We start from the raw sequence: 15,741 nt of genomic DNA, 5'->3' as shown, positions 1-15,741 counted from the left end.
CGAGGCACTGGACAGAGCTCATCTTTCTCGACCCGCATGCACGCGAAGGGAAGATTTGTCATGGCTGACGGTCCGTACACCACCTGGGATCCTGATCGAGGTCCGAGCGGAGAAGCCGACCGGGCGGCCGTGCCGAAAGCCAAGCCCTACCGTCACCCCGCCGCGGGCTGGGGCGCGGCGATCGCGGTCGGGAAATTCATGGTCGGCAAGGAGCACGAGCCGTTCATCGGCACCAAGGCCATCCTGAAGATGAACCATCAGGAGCGCGGCTTCGACTGCCCCGGCTGCGCGTGGCCCGACGCGACCGACGGCCTGGTCCTCGATGTGTGCGAGAACGGCATCAAGCACGTCACCTGGGAGATGACGCACAAGCGCTGCTCCCCCGAATTCTTCGCCCAGCACACCGTGACCGAGCTGGCCACCTGGAGTTCCTTCGATCTCGAAGACCAGGGCAGGCTCACCGAGCCGATGGTCTACGACCCCGAGACCGACCACTATGTGCCGATCAGCTGGGCCGACGCGTTCGAGATGACGGGCAAGGCGCTCCGCGAGCTCGCGGACCCGAACGAGGCCGCGTTCTACACCTCCGGCCGACTCGCGAACGAGGCCACCTTCCTCTACCAGTTGTTGGTGCGCGAGTACGGCACCAACAATCTGCCCGACTGTTCCAACATGTGCCACGAAGCCAGTGGCCGCGCGCTACAGGCCTCGCTCGGCACGGGCAAGGGCACCTGCGACCTCGAGGACTGGGCCAAGGCCGACGCCCTGTTCGTCATGGGCCTCAACGTCGCCTCGAACGCGCCACGCATGCTGACCTCGCTCGCCGAGGCCTATCAGCGCGGCGCCCAGGTGGTGCACGTCAATCCGCTGATCGAAGCGGGCTCGCGCAACACGATCATCCCGCACGACTTCCTCGCGATGGCCACCTTCCACCCCACCAAGACCGGCACGCTCAACCTGCAGGTGCGCATCGGCGGCGACTTCGCGCTGATCCGCGGCATGGCCAAGGCCGTCCTCGAGGAGTCCGCGACCGACCGCAAGGCCCTCGATCACGAGTTCATCGAGCGCTACACCGTGGGCTTCGAGGAGTACGTGCGCGAGGTGGAGGCGACCACCTGGGCCGATATCCAGACCGAGTCGGGACTCGGTGAAGCCGAGGTCCGCAAGGCCGCCCGCATCTACTGCGACTCCGACCGCAGCATCATCAGCTGGTGTCTCGGCGTCACCCAGCACGAGCACGGCGTGGAGACGATCCGCGAGATCGTCAATCTGCTTCTCCTGCGCGGCAACCTCGGTCGCGAGGGCGCGGGCCCGTCGCCGGTGCGCGGACACAGCAATGTGCAGGGCAACCGCACCTGCGGCATCGACAACAATCCGCCCGCCGCATTCCTCGACCGGCTGGCCGCGGTGTGCGGGATCGACGTGCCACGCGCCAACGGCTACGACGTGGTCGGCGCCATCGAGGCGATGCACAAGGGCACGCTGAAGTTCTTCATGAGCATGGGCGGCAACCTCGTCCAGGCCGCACCCGACAGCGCCTACACCTTCGAGGCGTTCCAGAAGGCCGACTTCACCGTCATGGTCTCCACCAAGCTCAACCGCAGCCACGTCGTGCACGGCAAGCGGGCGCTGATTCTGCCCTGCCTCGCGCGCACCGAATACGACGAGCAACGCAGTGGCCCGCAGGTGGTCTCGATGGAGAACGGCATGGCCGTGGTGCACCTGTCCAAGGGCATGAAGAAGCCCGCGTCGCCGCATCTGTTGTCGGAGCCCGCGATTCTGGCCGGTATCGCCAAAGCCGCACTGCCGCGGACGAAGACGCCGTGGGAGTACTACGTCGAGGACTACGACCGCATCCGCGACACCATGTCGAAGGTCCTCGACGGTTTCGAGGACTACAACCGGCGGGTGCGGCTCGGGCTCGGATTCCGGATCCGCCAGCCCGCGCGTGAGCTGATCTTCCTCACCCCGTCGAGCAAGGCGGAGTTCTCCGCGGCGACACTGCCCGATACGACCAACCCGGCCGGGGTGCTCACCCTGGCGACACAGCGTTCGCACGACCAGTGGAACACCACCATCTACTCCGACAACGATCGCTATCGCGGAGTGAAGAACCTGCGCACGCTGGTCTTCATGAACTCTCGCGACATGCACGACCGCGGCTTGACAGAGTTCGACGAGGTCGACATCACCAGCACCGCCCGTGACGGGTCGACGCGGTCGCTCTACAAGTACAAGGTCGTCACCTACGACATTCCGCCGGGATGCGCCGCCGGGTACATGCCGGAGATGAACGTGCTGTGTGCGATCGGCGATTACAGCACCGAGAGCGATCAGCCGATGATGAAAAGCGTGAAAGTGACTGTCACACCGTCGAAGGACAACTGATGGCATATCTGCTCGCACTCGTCGCCGAACCCGGCGAGAACTCCACCGTGCAACAGTTGGCGAGCGAGACCCAGCGGGTCGCGATCCGCAACAACGTCGACGTGGTGAGCCTGGCCGAGCTCGACACCCTGCCGACCTACCGTCCCGCGATCGATACCGAGGACGAGCGACCGCTGATCGCGAACCAGCTGCGCCACTCCGCCCTGGAAGCCGACGGTGTGCTGCTGTTCGCGGCCGAGGCGGCGAGCGTGCCGCCGCTGGCGGCGAATGTGATCGCCTGGCTGGCCAATCCTCAGTCGGCGCCGACTGTCGCGGGCAAACCGGTCGCGGTGATCACGGTGGGACCCGGCGAGGCGGTCAATCAGGACCTGGCCGACGAGCTACGTGAGGCAGGCGCCGAGGTGGTGGCCGACGGTGTGTCGATCACCGGGTCGTGGAGTGATCCGGACACGGTGAGTCTGCTCGGGGACACGGTGGTCGCGGTCGCTTCGGCGAGCTGAGATCGTTGTCGGCCGCGGCCCGAAGTCGGAGCCGCGGCCGTTGGACGTCAGTAGACGTAGACCACGGCGTTCTCGCCACCGGTGCAGGTGACGAGCTTGCCCTCCGGGGCGCACGTCATCGTGTAGGTGCGTCCGGTCACCGGGCTCGTCGCCACCACCGACCGCGCTCCCGAGCCGCCACCGGCGTAGGCCTCCCGGACCGCCTCGGCGAAACCGCAACTGGTGACCCCGCTGCCGACCGCGACCTTGCTGTAAGAGCCGGTGCCGGAACCTGATTCACAGAGCTGCGCGCCCGCCGGCAGGGTGACCGGTCCCGCCGAGGTGGTGGGAGCGGCGGTGGTCGCGCGGGGGGTGGTGCCCGCGGGTTGGCCGGAACCACCCGGCGCCTGCGAAGTCGCTGCCGCGGTAGAGGTCTGGTCGGGTTCGACGGCCGACATCATGCGCCAGCCGATCGCACCGGCGACCGCCAGTACCACCACGCCGAGGACGCCGACCAGTACCGGCAGCAGGACCGATCGTCGGCGACCCGAATCCTCGTGCGCCCAGGCCGGATCGGGACCATACGCCGGGTCGGGGCCATAGGCGGGATCGGGACCGTATCCGGGATCATAGGCCTGGTCGCGGTAGGCATGATCACCGTAGGCGCTGGGCGGTTCGTCGTAGTTGGAGTACGCGTTCTCCTGACCCACGTACTGCCGGGTCGCGGCCGAGCGCGCCGGATCGTCGAACTCCGGCGGGGCCTGATGCGCGGCGAAAGGTGCCGCGCCGCCACGGTATCGGTGCGTCGGCTGCGAGCGCTGCGGATCCGGTTCGTCGGCGCCGTAATGCTGGGTCGGCGCCGATCGTTGCATCTCGGCGGGGTCGTACTGTTCGGTCGGCGGACTGAACTGCCCGGGCGGGCCGCCGAACCGGTCCTCGGAGTAATCGTCGAAATGCTCGGCGGGACCGCCGAATCGGTCGTGTGGATCGTCGAGGTCGGCACCGAATTTCTGCGTCGGCGGCGCGAAGCCCGCCGGCGGATTCGACGCGGGGGCGGTGAATTGCTCGGTCGGCGGCCCGAACGGCGCCGGGGCGGGGAACCGGGGGTCGGGGTTCGAGGCCGGTGCGTTGTATTGCTCGGTCGGCGGGGTGTACGCGGCAGGAAGGGGCTGTTCGGCGGAGTAGCGCTGAGTAGGGGCTGCCCGGTGGGGCTCCTGGCCGACATGCTGAGGCGGGAGGCGGTGCGGGCCGGTGGGCGCCGGGTAGGGGGTGGCCCCGGTGGGCCGCGGTGGTTGCAGGAGGGGTGCCGACGTTTCGCCCGGCTGCGCGTCGTCGTAGAGGTGCGCGTCCGGGAACGGGCGCATCCGTGGGAGGCCCTGGTCGGGTGTGTAGGCCGGGGGCGGCTCGGGAGCTTCCGGCTCATCGGCCGACGGGAGGGGGGTGAAGTGGGTGTCGGCGGGCCGGATTTCGGCGGGGCCCGTCGGCTGGATCACCGCGGGAATCGAGATCTCGCCCGTGCCCTCGGCGGGAATGCGGCGGAAACCGGTGGTGTCGTTTGCCCCGGGACGTGTCTCGGCGGGTGGGCGGATGATCAACGTCGGCTGAGCGCCGGTCGCGGCCGACTGGCTGCGCGAGGTCTCCACGCCACCGGTCGCGGTCACCGCGCCGATCACCCGGAACTCCCCCGTCGGCGTCGGCACCTGTTCGACGTTGTGCGGCTCGTCCGAGTCGGGCGTTGCTTTGCGGGCGCCACTCGCAGAACCGATGGGCACAGCACGCGCCGGACCGGGCGCGGAGGGGACGCCACGCTCGGCGCCAGGGACACCGGGCGGCGATCCGGCGGCACCACGTCCCGCACCGGCGGCGAACCCGGCCGCGGCGGCGAACCCGCGTCCGGCCCCGGGCGCGGAGCCTGAACCAGCGGGTGCTCGGCCCGGAACACCAGCGGGCCCACGGAGTGTGGGCCCTTGCGCAGAATCCGGAGTCACATCATGCCCACCGGGGACTCGGCGGGCCCCGGCGTACGACGCGAAAGCACCCGCCGGTGCGGGCGCGGGCGCGCCACCGTCGCGCACGGCCGAAGCCAGCGCTCGGCGAGCGGCGACAGCCAGCTCACCGGCCGACGCATACCGATCGGCCGGGTCCTTGGCCATGCCGGTCGCGATGACGTCGTCGAGTGCGACGGGTATCCCGTGGAGCAATTCACTCGGCCGCGGCGGCGCCTCGGACAGGTGCGCGCGAACCAGCACGCTCATGCTCGCGGCGGGGAAAGGCGAAGCGCCGGTGAGGCATTCGTGCAGCACGCAGGCCAGCGAGTACACGTCGGCGCGATGCGAGATCGGGCCGACGTCGAAGCGTTCGGGCGCCATGTAGATATAGGAGCCGACCGCCATCCCGGCCTGGGTCACCGCGCTGTCACCCTCGGTGTGCGCGATGCCGAAGTCGGCGAGGTAGGCGAAATCGGCGGGCGTCACCAGAATGTTGGCGGGCTTCACATCGCGATGCACCAGGCCGCCGGCGTGGGCGGCGTCCAGCGCCGCGGCGATCTGCTCGACGACAGCGACCGCGCGGTCCGGGCTCATCGGCCCGCCCCCGCGCAGCACGGTCCGCAGGTCGTTGCCGGGCACCAAGCGCATGTCGATGAAGAGGACCCCGTCGATCACACCCCAGTCGTGGATCGGGATGACATGCGGTTCGGCCAGCTTGGCCGCGGCTTGGGATTCGCGGCGGAACCGGAGCTGATAGGCCGGGTCCTGCGCGAGCTCCTGCGACAGCAACTTCAGAGCGACCACTCGATCTTTGCCGGTGTCGTAGGCCTCGTAGACCTCGCCCATCCCGCCCTTGCCCAGCATCGACCGCAACTCGTACGGGCCGAATCTGGTCCCCGCCCGTGACCCAGGTGCTTGCACCAGCGTCCGCCTCCCACTTCTGGCAGGTCCGCCGGGCCTGCTTCTCAGTAGGAAGATTCTCCCGGTGTCACTACGCCGTGGTCAAACGCGAACACGATCGCGGCGGCCCGGTCACGTAGGTCCAACTTGCCGAATATGTGTCCGACGTGGCTTTTCACGGTGACTTCCGAGATCCCGAGTTCGGCGGCGATCTCGCTGTTGACCCGGCCCGAGGCGATCAATTCGAGCACTTCGTACTCGCGGGCGGTGAGTTCGCCGAGTCGGCGGTCGGTTCGGGTACCGACCGGTTTCACTGTTCTGTAGGCCGTGAGCACCCGTCCGGTCACCGAGGGATCGAGCCACGCGCCCCCGCCTGCCACGGTGCGGACCGCGCGGATCAGATCCTCCGCGGGCGAGTCCTTGAGCAGGAATCCCGCGGCGCCCGCGCGCAAGGCACCCGAGAGCAGCTGATCGTCGTCGAAGGTGGTGAGCACGAGGACCGGCGGAGCGTCGGGACGGGCGCGCAGCAACCGGGTCGCATCGATGCCGCCGACCCGCTTCATGCGCAGATCCATCAGCACCACATCGGGCCGCTGGGTGGCGACGGCGGCAGCGACCTCGTCGCCGTCGGCGCACTCGTTGATGGTGAAACCGTCGCGGCGGCGCAGGATGCGGCGCAATCCGCCGCGCACGAGTTCCTGATCGTCGACCACGAGCACTGTCACCAACTGCTCGATCGGCGAAGCGGTCGTCACGTGTCCTCCTGGGGTTTGTTCCAGAGCTTGCCCGGCAGCATGGTCGAGATGGCGGTGCACGCGCCCGATCGCAGCGGGAAGCCGACTCGCACCGTCCAGCGGTCGTCGCCGTTTCCCGCGGTGATCTTCCCACCGAGCAGTTCGGTGCGTTTGCGCATGCCGCGCAGTCCCATCCCGGTGTCGCGGCGCGGCGCGGGCCCGAGCGGAAGCGGATTCGACACGGCCAGCACCGCCGCGTCGGCGGTGACCTCGAGGCGGACCGTGGCGGCGGTGCCCGGCGCGTGTTTGGTGACGTTGGCCAGCGATTCCTGGCCGATCCGGTAGAGCGCGTGGCCGATGGCGCCGGTGACGGTGGCCAGCTCACCGGTGCGCGCGTAGTCGACGGTGAGCCCGGCGCGGCGGAAGTCGCCGACGAGTTCGTCGATATCGGCGACGCCCGGCTCGGGGGCCATCTGCGCCGGGCCCGCGTCGAGCATGCCGACGGTACGCCGGATGTCGGCCATCGCCTGGCGGCCGAGGCGTTCGGCCTCCACGAGCGCTTCCACCGCCTCGGTGGGGTCGTCGTCGGTCTGTAATGCGCGCCGGGCGGCGGTCAGGTGCAGCAGGGTGATCGAGAGCGAATGCGCGATCACATCGTGGACTTCGCGAGCGATCCTGCGCCGTTCCTCGTCGGCGGCCTTGCCGGAGCGAATGGCTTGGTTCTCCCGTTCCTGGTACAGAAACCGCCGCTGATACTGCAGCAGCACCCCGACGAACATGCCGAGCAGGATGCCGATGACGTACATCGGTAGCCCTTGTAGCCGCTGCCCCGGCTCACCCCACTGCACATGGCCGGCGAGGTCGAAGGCGACCAGTTCGAGGATCGCGAGCAGGGTGAACCCCACCGTCATCCCACGGGAGGCGACCGCGGCCACCTCACCGGCGACGATCACCAACACGAACGGCGCGAAGTCGGCGTTGACCGGCTGCAAGAGGAACAAGCCGCACGACAGCAACGCGCTCGACTTCAACAGGAAGGGGTGCGGTTTCACGCCGAAGATCGCGAACAGGGGGATCGGCAGGAACGCGGCGGCCATCGCCAGCAACGGCAGCGGGCTCGGGAAGTAGGAATGTCGCTGGATCACCGCCGCGCCGGTGACCACCAGCAGTGCGAGGTCGGCGCCGACGATCACCGCGGGCGGATAGTCGTAGGGCAACGATTCGATGCGCTCGCGGACCGTGGTGAACAGACGTGACGCCTCGGCCCTGGCCACGAACCGCTGCCGCAGGCTCGCACGGCCCGGCGCCTTCGCGGGGATGGCGTGGCTCACATCCATGATCTAAGGCTAGTCGCCACCGACCGGGCGTAACATCGTCCCGCGAACGGTACCGATCTCCTACCGCAGTAGGAGAAGAAGTCGGGTCCCCGGCACGACGATTCGACCTCTCACCGCCCGTAGCGTTCGGTTCACCCGCTCACGGAAGGTGAAGCCCATGACCTGGACCGATCTGCACCACCGCACCGAGATCGTGCACACCGTGCTCGCCAGGGCCACGATCGACCCGAACGACCCGGCGCTGTTCGCCGACATCGCCGAACTGGACACACTCTTCGGCGGCGTCGACGGACTACTGCAAGCCCTGGCCAACCGCTGGGACAACCATCTGCGCGTCAAGCTCGAACTGGCCGAGATCGACGGCCGCACCCCGATGGAGGCCTATCTCGAGCTGGCCGCCGAACAACCGGCGTTGCGTGCGCTTCTCGACGCACGCACGGCGATCGGGCAGACTACCCGCGACCGCGCACTCGTACGCTGAAATCCGAAACTCCCTGGGGGACAAGATATGCCCGACATCGAATCGCCACAGCAGCCGATGCTGGAGTTGACCCGGGTGGTCAAGCAGTACCGGGTCGGCGATCAGGAGGTACGCGCGCTCGACGAGGTGAGCATGCGCATCGAAGCAGGCCAGTTCACCTCGATCATCGGGCCTTCGGGTTCCGGTAAGAGCACCCTGCTGCACCTACTCGGCGCGCTCGACCGCCCCGACGAGGGCTCGATCCGCTTCCGCGGCGCCGAGATCGGCGATCTCGACGAGGACAAGCAGGCCGCGTTCCGGCTCGAACAGGTCGGCTTCGTCTTCCAGTTCTTCAACCTGCTGCCGACCCTGTCGGCGTGGGAGAACGTGGCCGTCCCGAAGTTGTTGGACGGCACCGGATTACGCAAGGCGAAGCCGCGCGCACTGGAACTCCTCGACCTCGTCGGCCTCGGTGATCGGGCTCAGCATCGGCCGGGGGAACTGTCCGGTGGGCAGATGCAGCGGGTGGCGGTGGCTCGGGCATTGATCATGGATCCGCCGCTGATTCTGGCCGACGAGCCGACCGGCAACCTCGACTCCAAGACCGGCGCCGCGATCCTCGCCCTGCTCGGCGACATCACGGCGCAAGGCAATTCGGTGGTGATGGTGACCCACGACATGAGTTCGATCGACTATTGCGACCGGGTGATCACGTTGCGCGACGGCCGGATCGGCGCCGACGAGCTGTCCTCCGCGCGGGTCGACGCGTGATCGGCGCAGCATGGGATCGGCTGCGGCTGTTCAACTTCGGTGAACTGATCCGCCATCCCGGCCGCACCCTCATGTCCGGGGCGGTGATGGGGGTATCGGCGGCGTTGATCGTGGCGGTGCTGAGCATTTCCGGCTCGGTCACCGGATCGGTCGACAAACTCACCAAGGGCCTGGCGGGCACCGCCGAGCTCGAGGTCACCGGCATCACCGACGCGGGATTCGAACAGTCCCTGCTCCCCCGGATCGCGGCGACGCCCGGGGTGGCGACAGCGGTGCCGATGCTGCGCGGGACGCTGGGCGCCGGGCCCGATCGGGCCCTGCTGATCGGGGCCGATCAGACGATGGGCGCGCTCGGCAGCGATCTGGCCGGGCCGATGTCGCAGTACACCACCAAGCTGCTCAGCACAGAGCGCGGCGTGCTGGTCGGCGCGGCCATGGGCCTGCGCGAGGGTGACCCGGTGCGGATCGGGGCAGGCACGGCCAAGGTGGCCGCCGTCCTGGACTCCGAGGCGACCGACCGGCTCAACAGCGGTCACGTGGTGGCCGGGCCGCTGCCGCTGATCCAGATCCTCACCGACCGGGTCGGCAAGCTCGATTCGGTCCAGATCGTCGTGCGGCCCGGCACCGACGTGGAGGCCCTGCGCACCGCGCTCACCGAAGCGGTGGACGGGCGTGCCGTGGTGGCCGAGCCGAGCCTGCGCACCGCGCAGGCCGGTGGCGCGATCCAGATCATGCGGTATTCCACGCTGATGTCCTCGGCGGCGGCACTGATCGTGTCGGCCTTCCTGATCTACAACGCGATGAGTATGGCGGTGGCGCAACGCAGGCCGACGCTGTCGCTGCTGCGCGCGATCGGCGGCAAGCGTGCGCCGATGGTGCGCGATCTGCTCGTCGAAGCGGCGCTGCTCGGGCTGATCGGTGGGGCGATCGGCGCCGGGATCGGTGCGCTGATGGGCCGGTTCGCGATCGGCAGGCTGCCCGCCGCGATCGTCCAATCGGTCGAGGCGCGCACCGAATTCCAGGTGCCGAATTACGCGATACCCGTGGCGATCGCTGCGTGCGTGGTGGCGACGGTACTGGCGGCGTCGATCGCGGCCAGGCAGGTGTACAAGGTGGCCCCGGTCGAGGCACTGGCCCCCGTCGAGGCCAGCGATGCCGCCGCCACCGGTGCGACGCTGCGCTGGGTAGGGCTGGCCACCGGGCTGCTCCTCGGCGCCGGGGCGATTGTCGTCGCGTTCCTCGATCTCGGGCGGCTCTCACTGGCCGCGATCACGATGTCGTTCACCGCGACGGTGTTTCTATGTTTCGCCGCGACGGGGCCGATCGTGCGCGGGTCCGCGGCGATCGCCCGCTGGTTCGGTGCGCCGGGCGCGCTCGGGGCGACAACGCTGGAACGCGCGCCCCGCCGCGTGTGGGCGACCGCGATGACGGTGATGATCGGGGTCGCGGCGGTGGTCGCGCTCGGTGGAGCGTCGGGCAACATGGTGAAGTCGGCGACCGATTCGTTCCAAAGTCTCGGCGACACCGACCTCTACGTGAGCCCGAGCCCCGTCGAACAGTTCCCGACCGGCCCCGTGCTGCCCGACGGTTTGGCCGACCGGGTGGCGGCTGTGCCCGGTGTCGAGCGGGTGAGCCCCGCCCAGATGGCCTTCGCGACCATCGGCAGCGGTCGGGTGATGCTGCAGGGTTATCCGCCGAGCACGGCCGACACTCGCCTCGGCGCGGTGGACCGGGCGGTGATCGATCGGATGGAGCGGCGCGAAGGCGTTGTCATCACCCGTGACGTGGCACGCTCGCTCTCACTCGCCGTCGGCGACGAGATCACCATGCCCACTCCTTCCGGCGAGCGTAAAACGTCGGTGCTGCAGGTGATTCCGTATTTCACCGCGGTCTCCGGCGTGGTGATGATGAACCTCGACCAGATGCGGGAGTGGTACCAGCGGCCCGGCGAGACGATCCTGTCGATCCACTACGCGCCCGGCGCCGACCCCGACACGGTGCACGCCGCGGTCCGCGCGATGGTGCCCCAGGAAATCCATGTCGACACCGGCGCGGACATGGTCGACGCGATCTCGTCGAGCGTCCAGCAGGGTGCGGCGATGAGCAACATGATCCTGTGGATCGTCGTGCTGGTGGCGACAGTGGCGTTGCTGAACACCCTGATGCTGTCGGTGCTGGAGCGACGTCGAGAGTTGGGGGTGCTGCGGGCCATGGGCACCAACCGCAAGTTCCTGCTGCGCTCGGTGCTGGCCGAAGCCGCAGGCATCGGATTCATCGGCGCGGCAATCGGTCTCGTCGTCGGCATCGCGGTGCAGTATCTGGCCACCGTGGCGATCGGCCACGCGATGACCATCGACATCGTCTACCGCCCGAGCCCGCTGATCGCGGTCTACGGTGCGGTCGCGCTGGTGCTGGCACTGCTGGGATCGATCCCGCCTGCCTTGCGCGCGGCCAGGATGCCGATCGTGGCCGCCCTGGCCGTCGACTGAAGTAGATCGCTGCGGCGTCGGGCGGGTCTGCCCGGCGCCCGCGGCGACCGGCGCGGTAGCTCAGAGGGGCACTTCTTCCCACCACGCGACGACCTCGTCCTGCGCGGAGGGGCGCGGGGCTCCGCCGATGCCGCTGCTGCCCCGGCGACTCACCACGACGAGGTAATTCGCGCGGACCGAGTCGTCGGGGAAGCTCAGCACCTGATGCGCGGTCTGCGTGCGGGTGCTCGCCGGATCCTGAACCACCCACCGCTGCAACGAGAACGGCACGCCGTCCTTGTCCCCCGCGTAGCGAACCGTCGAGGGCAGCGCCTCCAACACCGACCGCGCCTGGCTCGTGTTCGCGTACTCCAGCACCAGGTAGCTCACCGCACCCACCTGATTGTCGGCGCGCTCGCACTGCCACCCGGTCGTGATCGGAGTCCATTGCAGCGCAGGCTCTTTCCACGCCAGTTCACTGACACTGCGCACCCCCACACACCGTGCCCCCCGATACCCCACACCGTCGCTCATCTCCCCCTGCGGAACCAGAGTCGGAAAGACCCGTCGGCTCTCCGCGAACGAATCCGCGACCTCCGCGACCGAATTCGACGGCCCGTTCGCGCCACCCTCCGCGTCGAGATCGTCGTCGCCCCCCGGCAACACCACCACAACCAGCGCGACGACCAACGCCACCAGCACCAGTACCAGCGCCACCAACAACACCCACCCGAACCGCTGTATCCCCGACACCCGCCGAGGCACCGGCCAATACCCCCGATGCGGCACCATCCAAGGCCCTCGCTGACCGGGTCGCGCCACACCCGGCTGCGGACCCGGGCCCCCCGGCACAACCGCCCCGCCGGATTGCCCCGCCGCAACCGGCCGACCCACATCACCCTGCGGGCCCGCACCACCCGACTGCCCTGCACCGCTTGGCTGACCCGCGCCACCCAGCTGAGCGGCACTACCTGGCCGTCCTGCACCGCCCGGCTGACCCGGATTGCCCTGCGGTGCACTGCCGCTGGACTGCCCTGACGCCGCGTCCGGCGCCGCGGGCCCCGCTGAGGCCGCGTTCGACGCCCCGACGATCGACGTCACCTCGGTCAGGGCCGCCGCGTTCGCCGCGTCCAACTCGCCCGTATCGCGCATCGACACCACATCGGTTGCCGCGGTAGCTGATATCTCGTCAGCGGACGACTCCCCGCTATCCGATCGAGCCGCCATGGCGGGCCGCTTATCGAGAGACACCGGGCTGGAAGATATTCCGGAATCTTGCCCCGGGACCGGAGTCGCTTCGGCGGCCACCGGGGCAGACTGTGCGGCAACGGGACCCGCCACCGCACGCTGGACCACCGGAGGCACCTCTCCAGGCGGCACCGCGGGGCTGGGCGCGGCCGGGCGCTGGACGACCGGGGGGACGGCCCCGAACGGCCGGGAGGGCGGTTGCCAATGAGGTTGTGGCGCAGGCGGCATCGGCGGGGCTTGGTAGCCGGGCTGCGCCATGCCGGGCTGGGCGAAAGGCGCGACAGGCGCCTGCTGTGGAACCGGTGGGTAATAGCCGGGCGCAGGGTTGGCGGGTGGGCGCGGCAGGACCGGTGGCGTCGTGGAAGTCAGCGCTTGGCGGGCCGCCTTGGCGAACGACGCGCAGGAATCGAATCGTGCCGCAGGATGTTTCGCCATCGCGGCGGCGAGAACGGCGTCCATGATCGGCGGTAGACCCGCACGGCGCAGCGCGAGGGGCGGCGGCGCGGCGTAGAGGGTTCCGCGGATGATCTCGTTCGGGTCGGCGGAGTCGAAGGGCGCCGACCCGGTGAACAACCAGTACAGCGAACACGCGAGCGAGTACTGGTCGGAGCGGTGGTCGAGGTCGGCGCCGGTCATCTGTTCCGGCGACGCGTACGCCAGTGTCGCGGTGAACATTCCCTGCTGAGTGAGGTGGGTGGAGTCGGCGCGCAGGCGGGCGATGCCGAAATCGGTGAGGAAGACGCGTTCGCCCTGGCCACTGGTGGAGCGGGCCAGCAGGATGTTGGCGGGCTTCACATCGCGGTGCAGCACTCCCCTGCCGTGCGCGTAATCCAGCGCGTCGGCGACCCCCTCGATGATCTGCACGGCCCGTTCGGGCGGCAACGCCATCGGGTCGACGGTCGCGGCGTCGATCCCGTCGACGTACTGCATGCTGATCCAGAGTTGTTCGCCCTCGGTCCCCCGGTCGTAGACCGTGACGATGCCGGGATGGTCGAGCTGGGCGGCGAGGTCGGCCTCCCGTTCGAACCGCGCGCGAACTCGTTCGTCGGCGAACAGATCCCGGTTGAGCAGCTTGAGCGCGGTCAGCCGATCCAGGCGCGGATGCCGGGCCAGATACACCGTGCCCATGCCGCCCTGGCCCAACATCGCCTCGATGGTGAACCCGGCGAACACCTCACCGATGTCGTGCATGTGACCCCCTTCCGACCGTGTGACCACGCTCATTCGAATTCTCGCCAAAAATCGGTGAAACTTGCTAACAGTCGTCCGGTAGCGTCCGGACGCGCTCGACGAGAAGTTTGCACCGCCGAAGCACACGCGCACTGGGTGGTGGGGAGGATTCGGTGGTGAAGTCGACCGGAAAGGCGGCTGCCTGTCGCAGGCTGCTGCTCTGTGGGGCGCTGGCAACGGCCGCGCTGGCCACCTCGTGTGCCACGCCCGGCACCCCGACGGCAGTGAGCGCGCCCACGGTCACCGTCAACAGCGAAGACGCCTGGCATCCGGGACTGTCCATCGTGCTGCCCGATTCGCTGGCCGCGGAGTTCACTCAGCTGCAATCGAATCTCCCCGGACAGGTGGGCATGGCCTTGATGCCGGTCGGTGGCGGCCGGATGACGATCTACGGCGACTGGACCACCGGCATCGCCTGGTCCACCATCAAGATCCCGCTCGCGGTCGCCGCGTTGCGCCACGATCAGGACCAGTCGATCTTCGAGATGGCGCAGGCCGCGATCACGGTGTCGGACAACGACGCGGCCGAAGGTCTGTGGGAATCCCTGGGTGACGCACCGGAGGCCGCCGACGCCGTGCAGCAGATCCTCGACGAGGCGGGCGACGCGGCCACCGGGAAGACGGGCACCCGCACCGAACTCGACGGCACCTCCTTCGGTGGCACCGAGTGGTCGCTGGCCAACCAGGTGCGGTTCGCGTCGCGGCTGCCGTGCCTGCCGCACGCCGAGGTCGTCACCACGATGATGGGCGAGATCACCGAAGAACAGGGCTGGGGTCTCGGTCTGCTCGACGACACCGAGTTCAAAGGCGGCTGGGGCCCCGACGACATCACCGGAATCTACACCGTGCGCCAGTTCGGACTGGTGCCCGTCGGCAGCGGTCAGCTCGCGGTAGCCCTTGCCGCGCAAGCTGATTCGGGATCGTTCGACGACACCACCGCGCTGCTCGACCGGCTGGCGCTGCTGCTGGCCCGGCACCTGCCGGAACTGCGCGGCGGGGTCTGCCCGCGCTGAGCGCGCCGGCTCAGCCGGGAACGACCAGGCCGGATTCATAGGCCAGGACCACGGCCTGGGCGCGGTCGCGCAGCCCGAGCTTCGAGAACACCTTGGAGACATGGGTTTTCACGGTCTGCTCGGCCACGAACAGCGCCGCGGCGATCTCGGTGTTCGACAACCCCTTGGCCACCAGTTCGAGCACCTCGCGTTCGCGCGGGGTCAGCGTGCCGAGCGCGGGCGCCGGGGCGGCGCGTACCGAATTGCGCCTGCGGGTGACGTCGGCGATGAGCCTGCGGGTGATGGTGGGCGCGAGCAGCGCCTCACCGTCGGCGACCACCCGTACCGCGCGCACCAATTCCTCGGCGGGCGCGTCCTTGAGCAGGAATCCGCTCGCGCCGATGCTCAGCGCCTCGTAGACGTAGTCGTCGATGTCGAAGGTGGTGAGCATGAGCACCCGCACCGGCGGATCGAAATTCGCGGTCAGGATCGCACGGGCGGCGTCGAGACCGTTCATCTGCGGCATCCGCACATCCATCAGCACCACATCGGGACGCAGCCGCTTGGCCTCGGCCACCGCCACTTTGCCGTCGGGTGCGTCGCCGACGACGCTGATATCGGTCTGCGCGCCCAGCAGGGCGCCGAAACCCTGGCGAACCATCGCCTGGTCGTCGGCGATCAACACGGTAATAGCCACCCAACCACCTTAGAGGGCGCAGACACGAAGCGTTCCTCGGTCTTTCGCG

Annotated in this window: 11 protein-coding genes; 6 read left to right on the top strand and 5 right to left on the bottom strand. The window is 69.0% G+C overall.

Annotated features, from left to right (window positions below; genetic code table 11):
* Positions 1–60 precede the first annotated feature (60 nt).
* Both NS1_RS20090 and NS1_RS20085 read left to right on the top strand, forming a co-directional pair.
* Positions 61–2,388 (top strand): FdhF/YdeP family oxidoreductase, encoded by a 2,328-nt coding sequence (locus tag NS1_RS20090; protein ID WP_084503865.1) that lies wholly within the window; start codon positions 61–63, stop codon positions 2,386–2,388.
* Positions 2,388–2,888, top strand: coding sequence for an NADPH-dependent FMN reductase (locus NS1_RS20085; protein WP_062986864.1), 501 nt, complete (start codon positions 2,388–2,390; stop codon positions 2,886–2,888). Before NS1_RS20090 ends, NS1_RS20085 begins: the two co-directional genes overlap by 1 nt.
* Before the next feature lie 47 nt (positions 2,889–2,935).
* On the opposite strand, the gene NS1_RS42460 is transcribed toward NS1_RS20085, so the two are convergent.
* Genes NS1_RS42460 through NS1_RS20070 form a run of 3 tightly spaced genes read right to left on the bottom strand, consistent with a single transcriptional unit; the run spans position 2,936 to position 7,826 of the window.
* Entirely contained in the window at positions 2,936–5,776 is a 2,841-nt protein-coding gene (locus NS1_RS42460) for a serine/threonine-protein kinase (RefSeq protein WP_373864352.1), read from the bottom strand.
* Between the two features lie 44 nt (positions 5,777–5,820).
* Positions 5,821–6,510 (bottom strand): response regulator, encoded by a 690-nt coding sequence (locus tag NS1_RS20075; RefSeq protein WP_131816592.1) that lies wholly within the window; start codon positions 6,508–6,510, stop codon positions 5,821–5,823.
* A complete protein-coding gene (locus NS1_RS20070) occupies positions 6,507–7,826 on the bottom strand; it encodes a sensor histidine kinase (protein ID WP_084503864.1) in 1,320 nt (439 codons plus the stop codon). Before NS1_RS20070 ends, NS1_RS20075 begins: the two co-directional genes overlap by 4 nt.
* A 157-nt stretch (positions 7,827–7,983) precedes the next feature.
* On the opposite strand from NS1_RS20070, the gene NS1_RS20065 reads away from it, so the two are divergent.
* Genes NS1_RS20065 through NS1_RS20055 form a run of 3 tightly spaced genes read left to right on the top strand, consistent with a single transcriptional unit; the run spans position 7,984 to position 11,546 of the window.
* Positions 7,984–8,307 (top strand): hypothetical protein, encoded by a 324-nt coding sequence (locus NS1_RS20065; RefSeq protein ID WP_062986862.1) that lies wholly within the window; start codon positions 7,984–7,986, stop codon positions 8,305–8,307.
* A 27-nt stretch (positions 8,308–8,334) separates the two neighbouring features.
* The gene (locus NS1_RS20060) at positions 8,335–9,057 is read left to right on the top strand and encodes an ABC transporter ATP-binding protein (RefSeq protein WP_062986861.1); all 723 of its coding nucleotides are present in this window, start codon (positions 8,335–8,337) and stop codon (positions 9,055–9,057) included.
* Positions 9,054–11,546, top strand: a complete 2,493-nt coding sequence (locus NS1_RS20055; protein ID WP_062986860.1) for an ABC transporter permease — start codon at positions 9,054–9,056, stop codon at positions 11,544–11,546. The genes NS1_RS20060 and NS1_RS20055 overlap by 4 nt, the downstream gene beginning before the upstream one ends.
* A 60-nt stretch (positions 11,547–11,606) precedes the next feature.
* Here the strand turns inward: NS1_RS20055 and NS1_RS41265 are convergent, their stop codons facing one another.
* Complete coding sequence (locus tag NS1_RS41265) at positions 11,607–13,964, bottom strand: serine/threonine-protein kinase (protein WP_084503863.1); 2,358 nt, start codon at positions 13,962–13,964, stop codon at positions 11,607–11,609.
* 155 nt (positions 13,965–14,119) lie between these two features.
* Between NS1_RS41265 and NS1_RS20045 the strand changes: the two genes are divergently transcribed.
* Positions 14,120–15,016 (top strand): serine hydrolase, encoded by an 897-nt coding sequence (locus NS1_RS20045; RefSeq protein WP_255284616.1) that lies wholly within the window; start codon positions 14,120–14,122, stop codon positions 15,014–15,016.
* Positions 15,017–15,026: 10 nt separating this feature from the next.
* Here the strand turns inward: NS1_RS20045 and NS1_RS20040 are convergent, their stop codons facing one another.
* Positions 15,027–15,692 (bottom strand): response regulator, encoded by a 666-nt coding sequence (locus NS1_RS20040; protein WP_056812133.1) that lies wholly within the window; start codon positions 15,690–15,692, stop codon positions 15,027–15,029.
* Positions 15,693–15,741: the final 49 nt, after the last annotated feature.

Source organism: Nocardia salmonicida NBRC 13393 (assembly GCF_001613085.1).
In the GTDB taxonomy this organism is placed as follows: domain Bacteria; phylum Actinomycetota; class Actinomycetes; order Mycobacteriales; family Mycobacteriaceae; genus Nocardia; species Nocardia salmonicida.
This window is presented reverse-complemented; position numbering and strand designations above follow the sequence as displayed.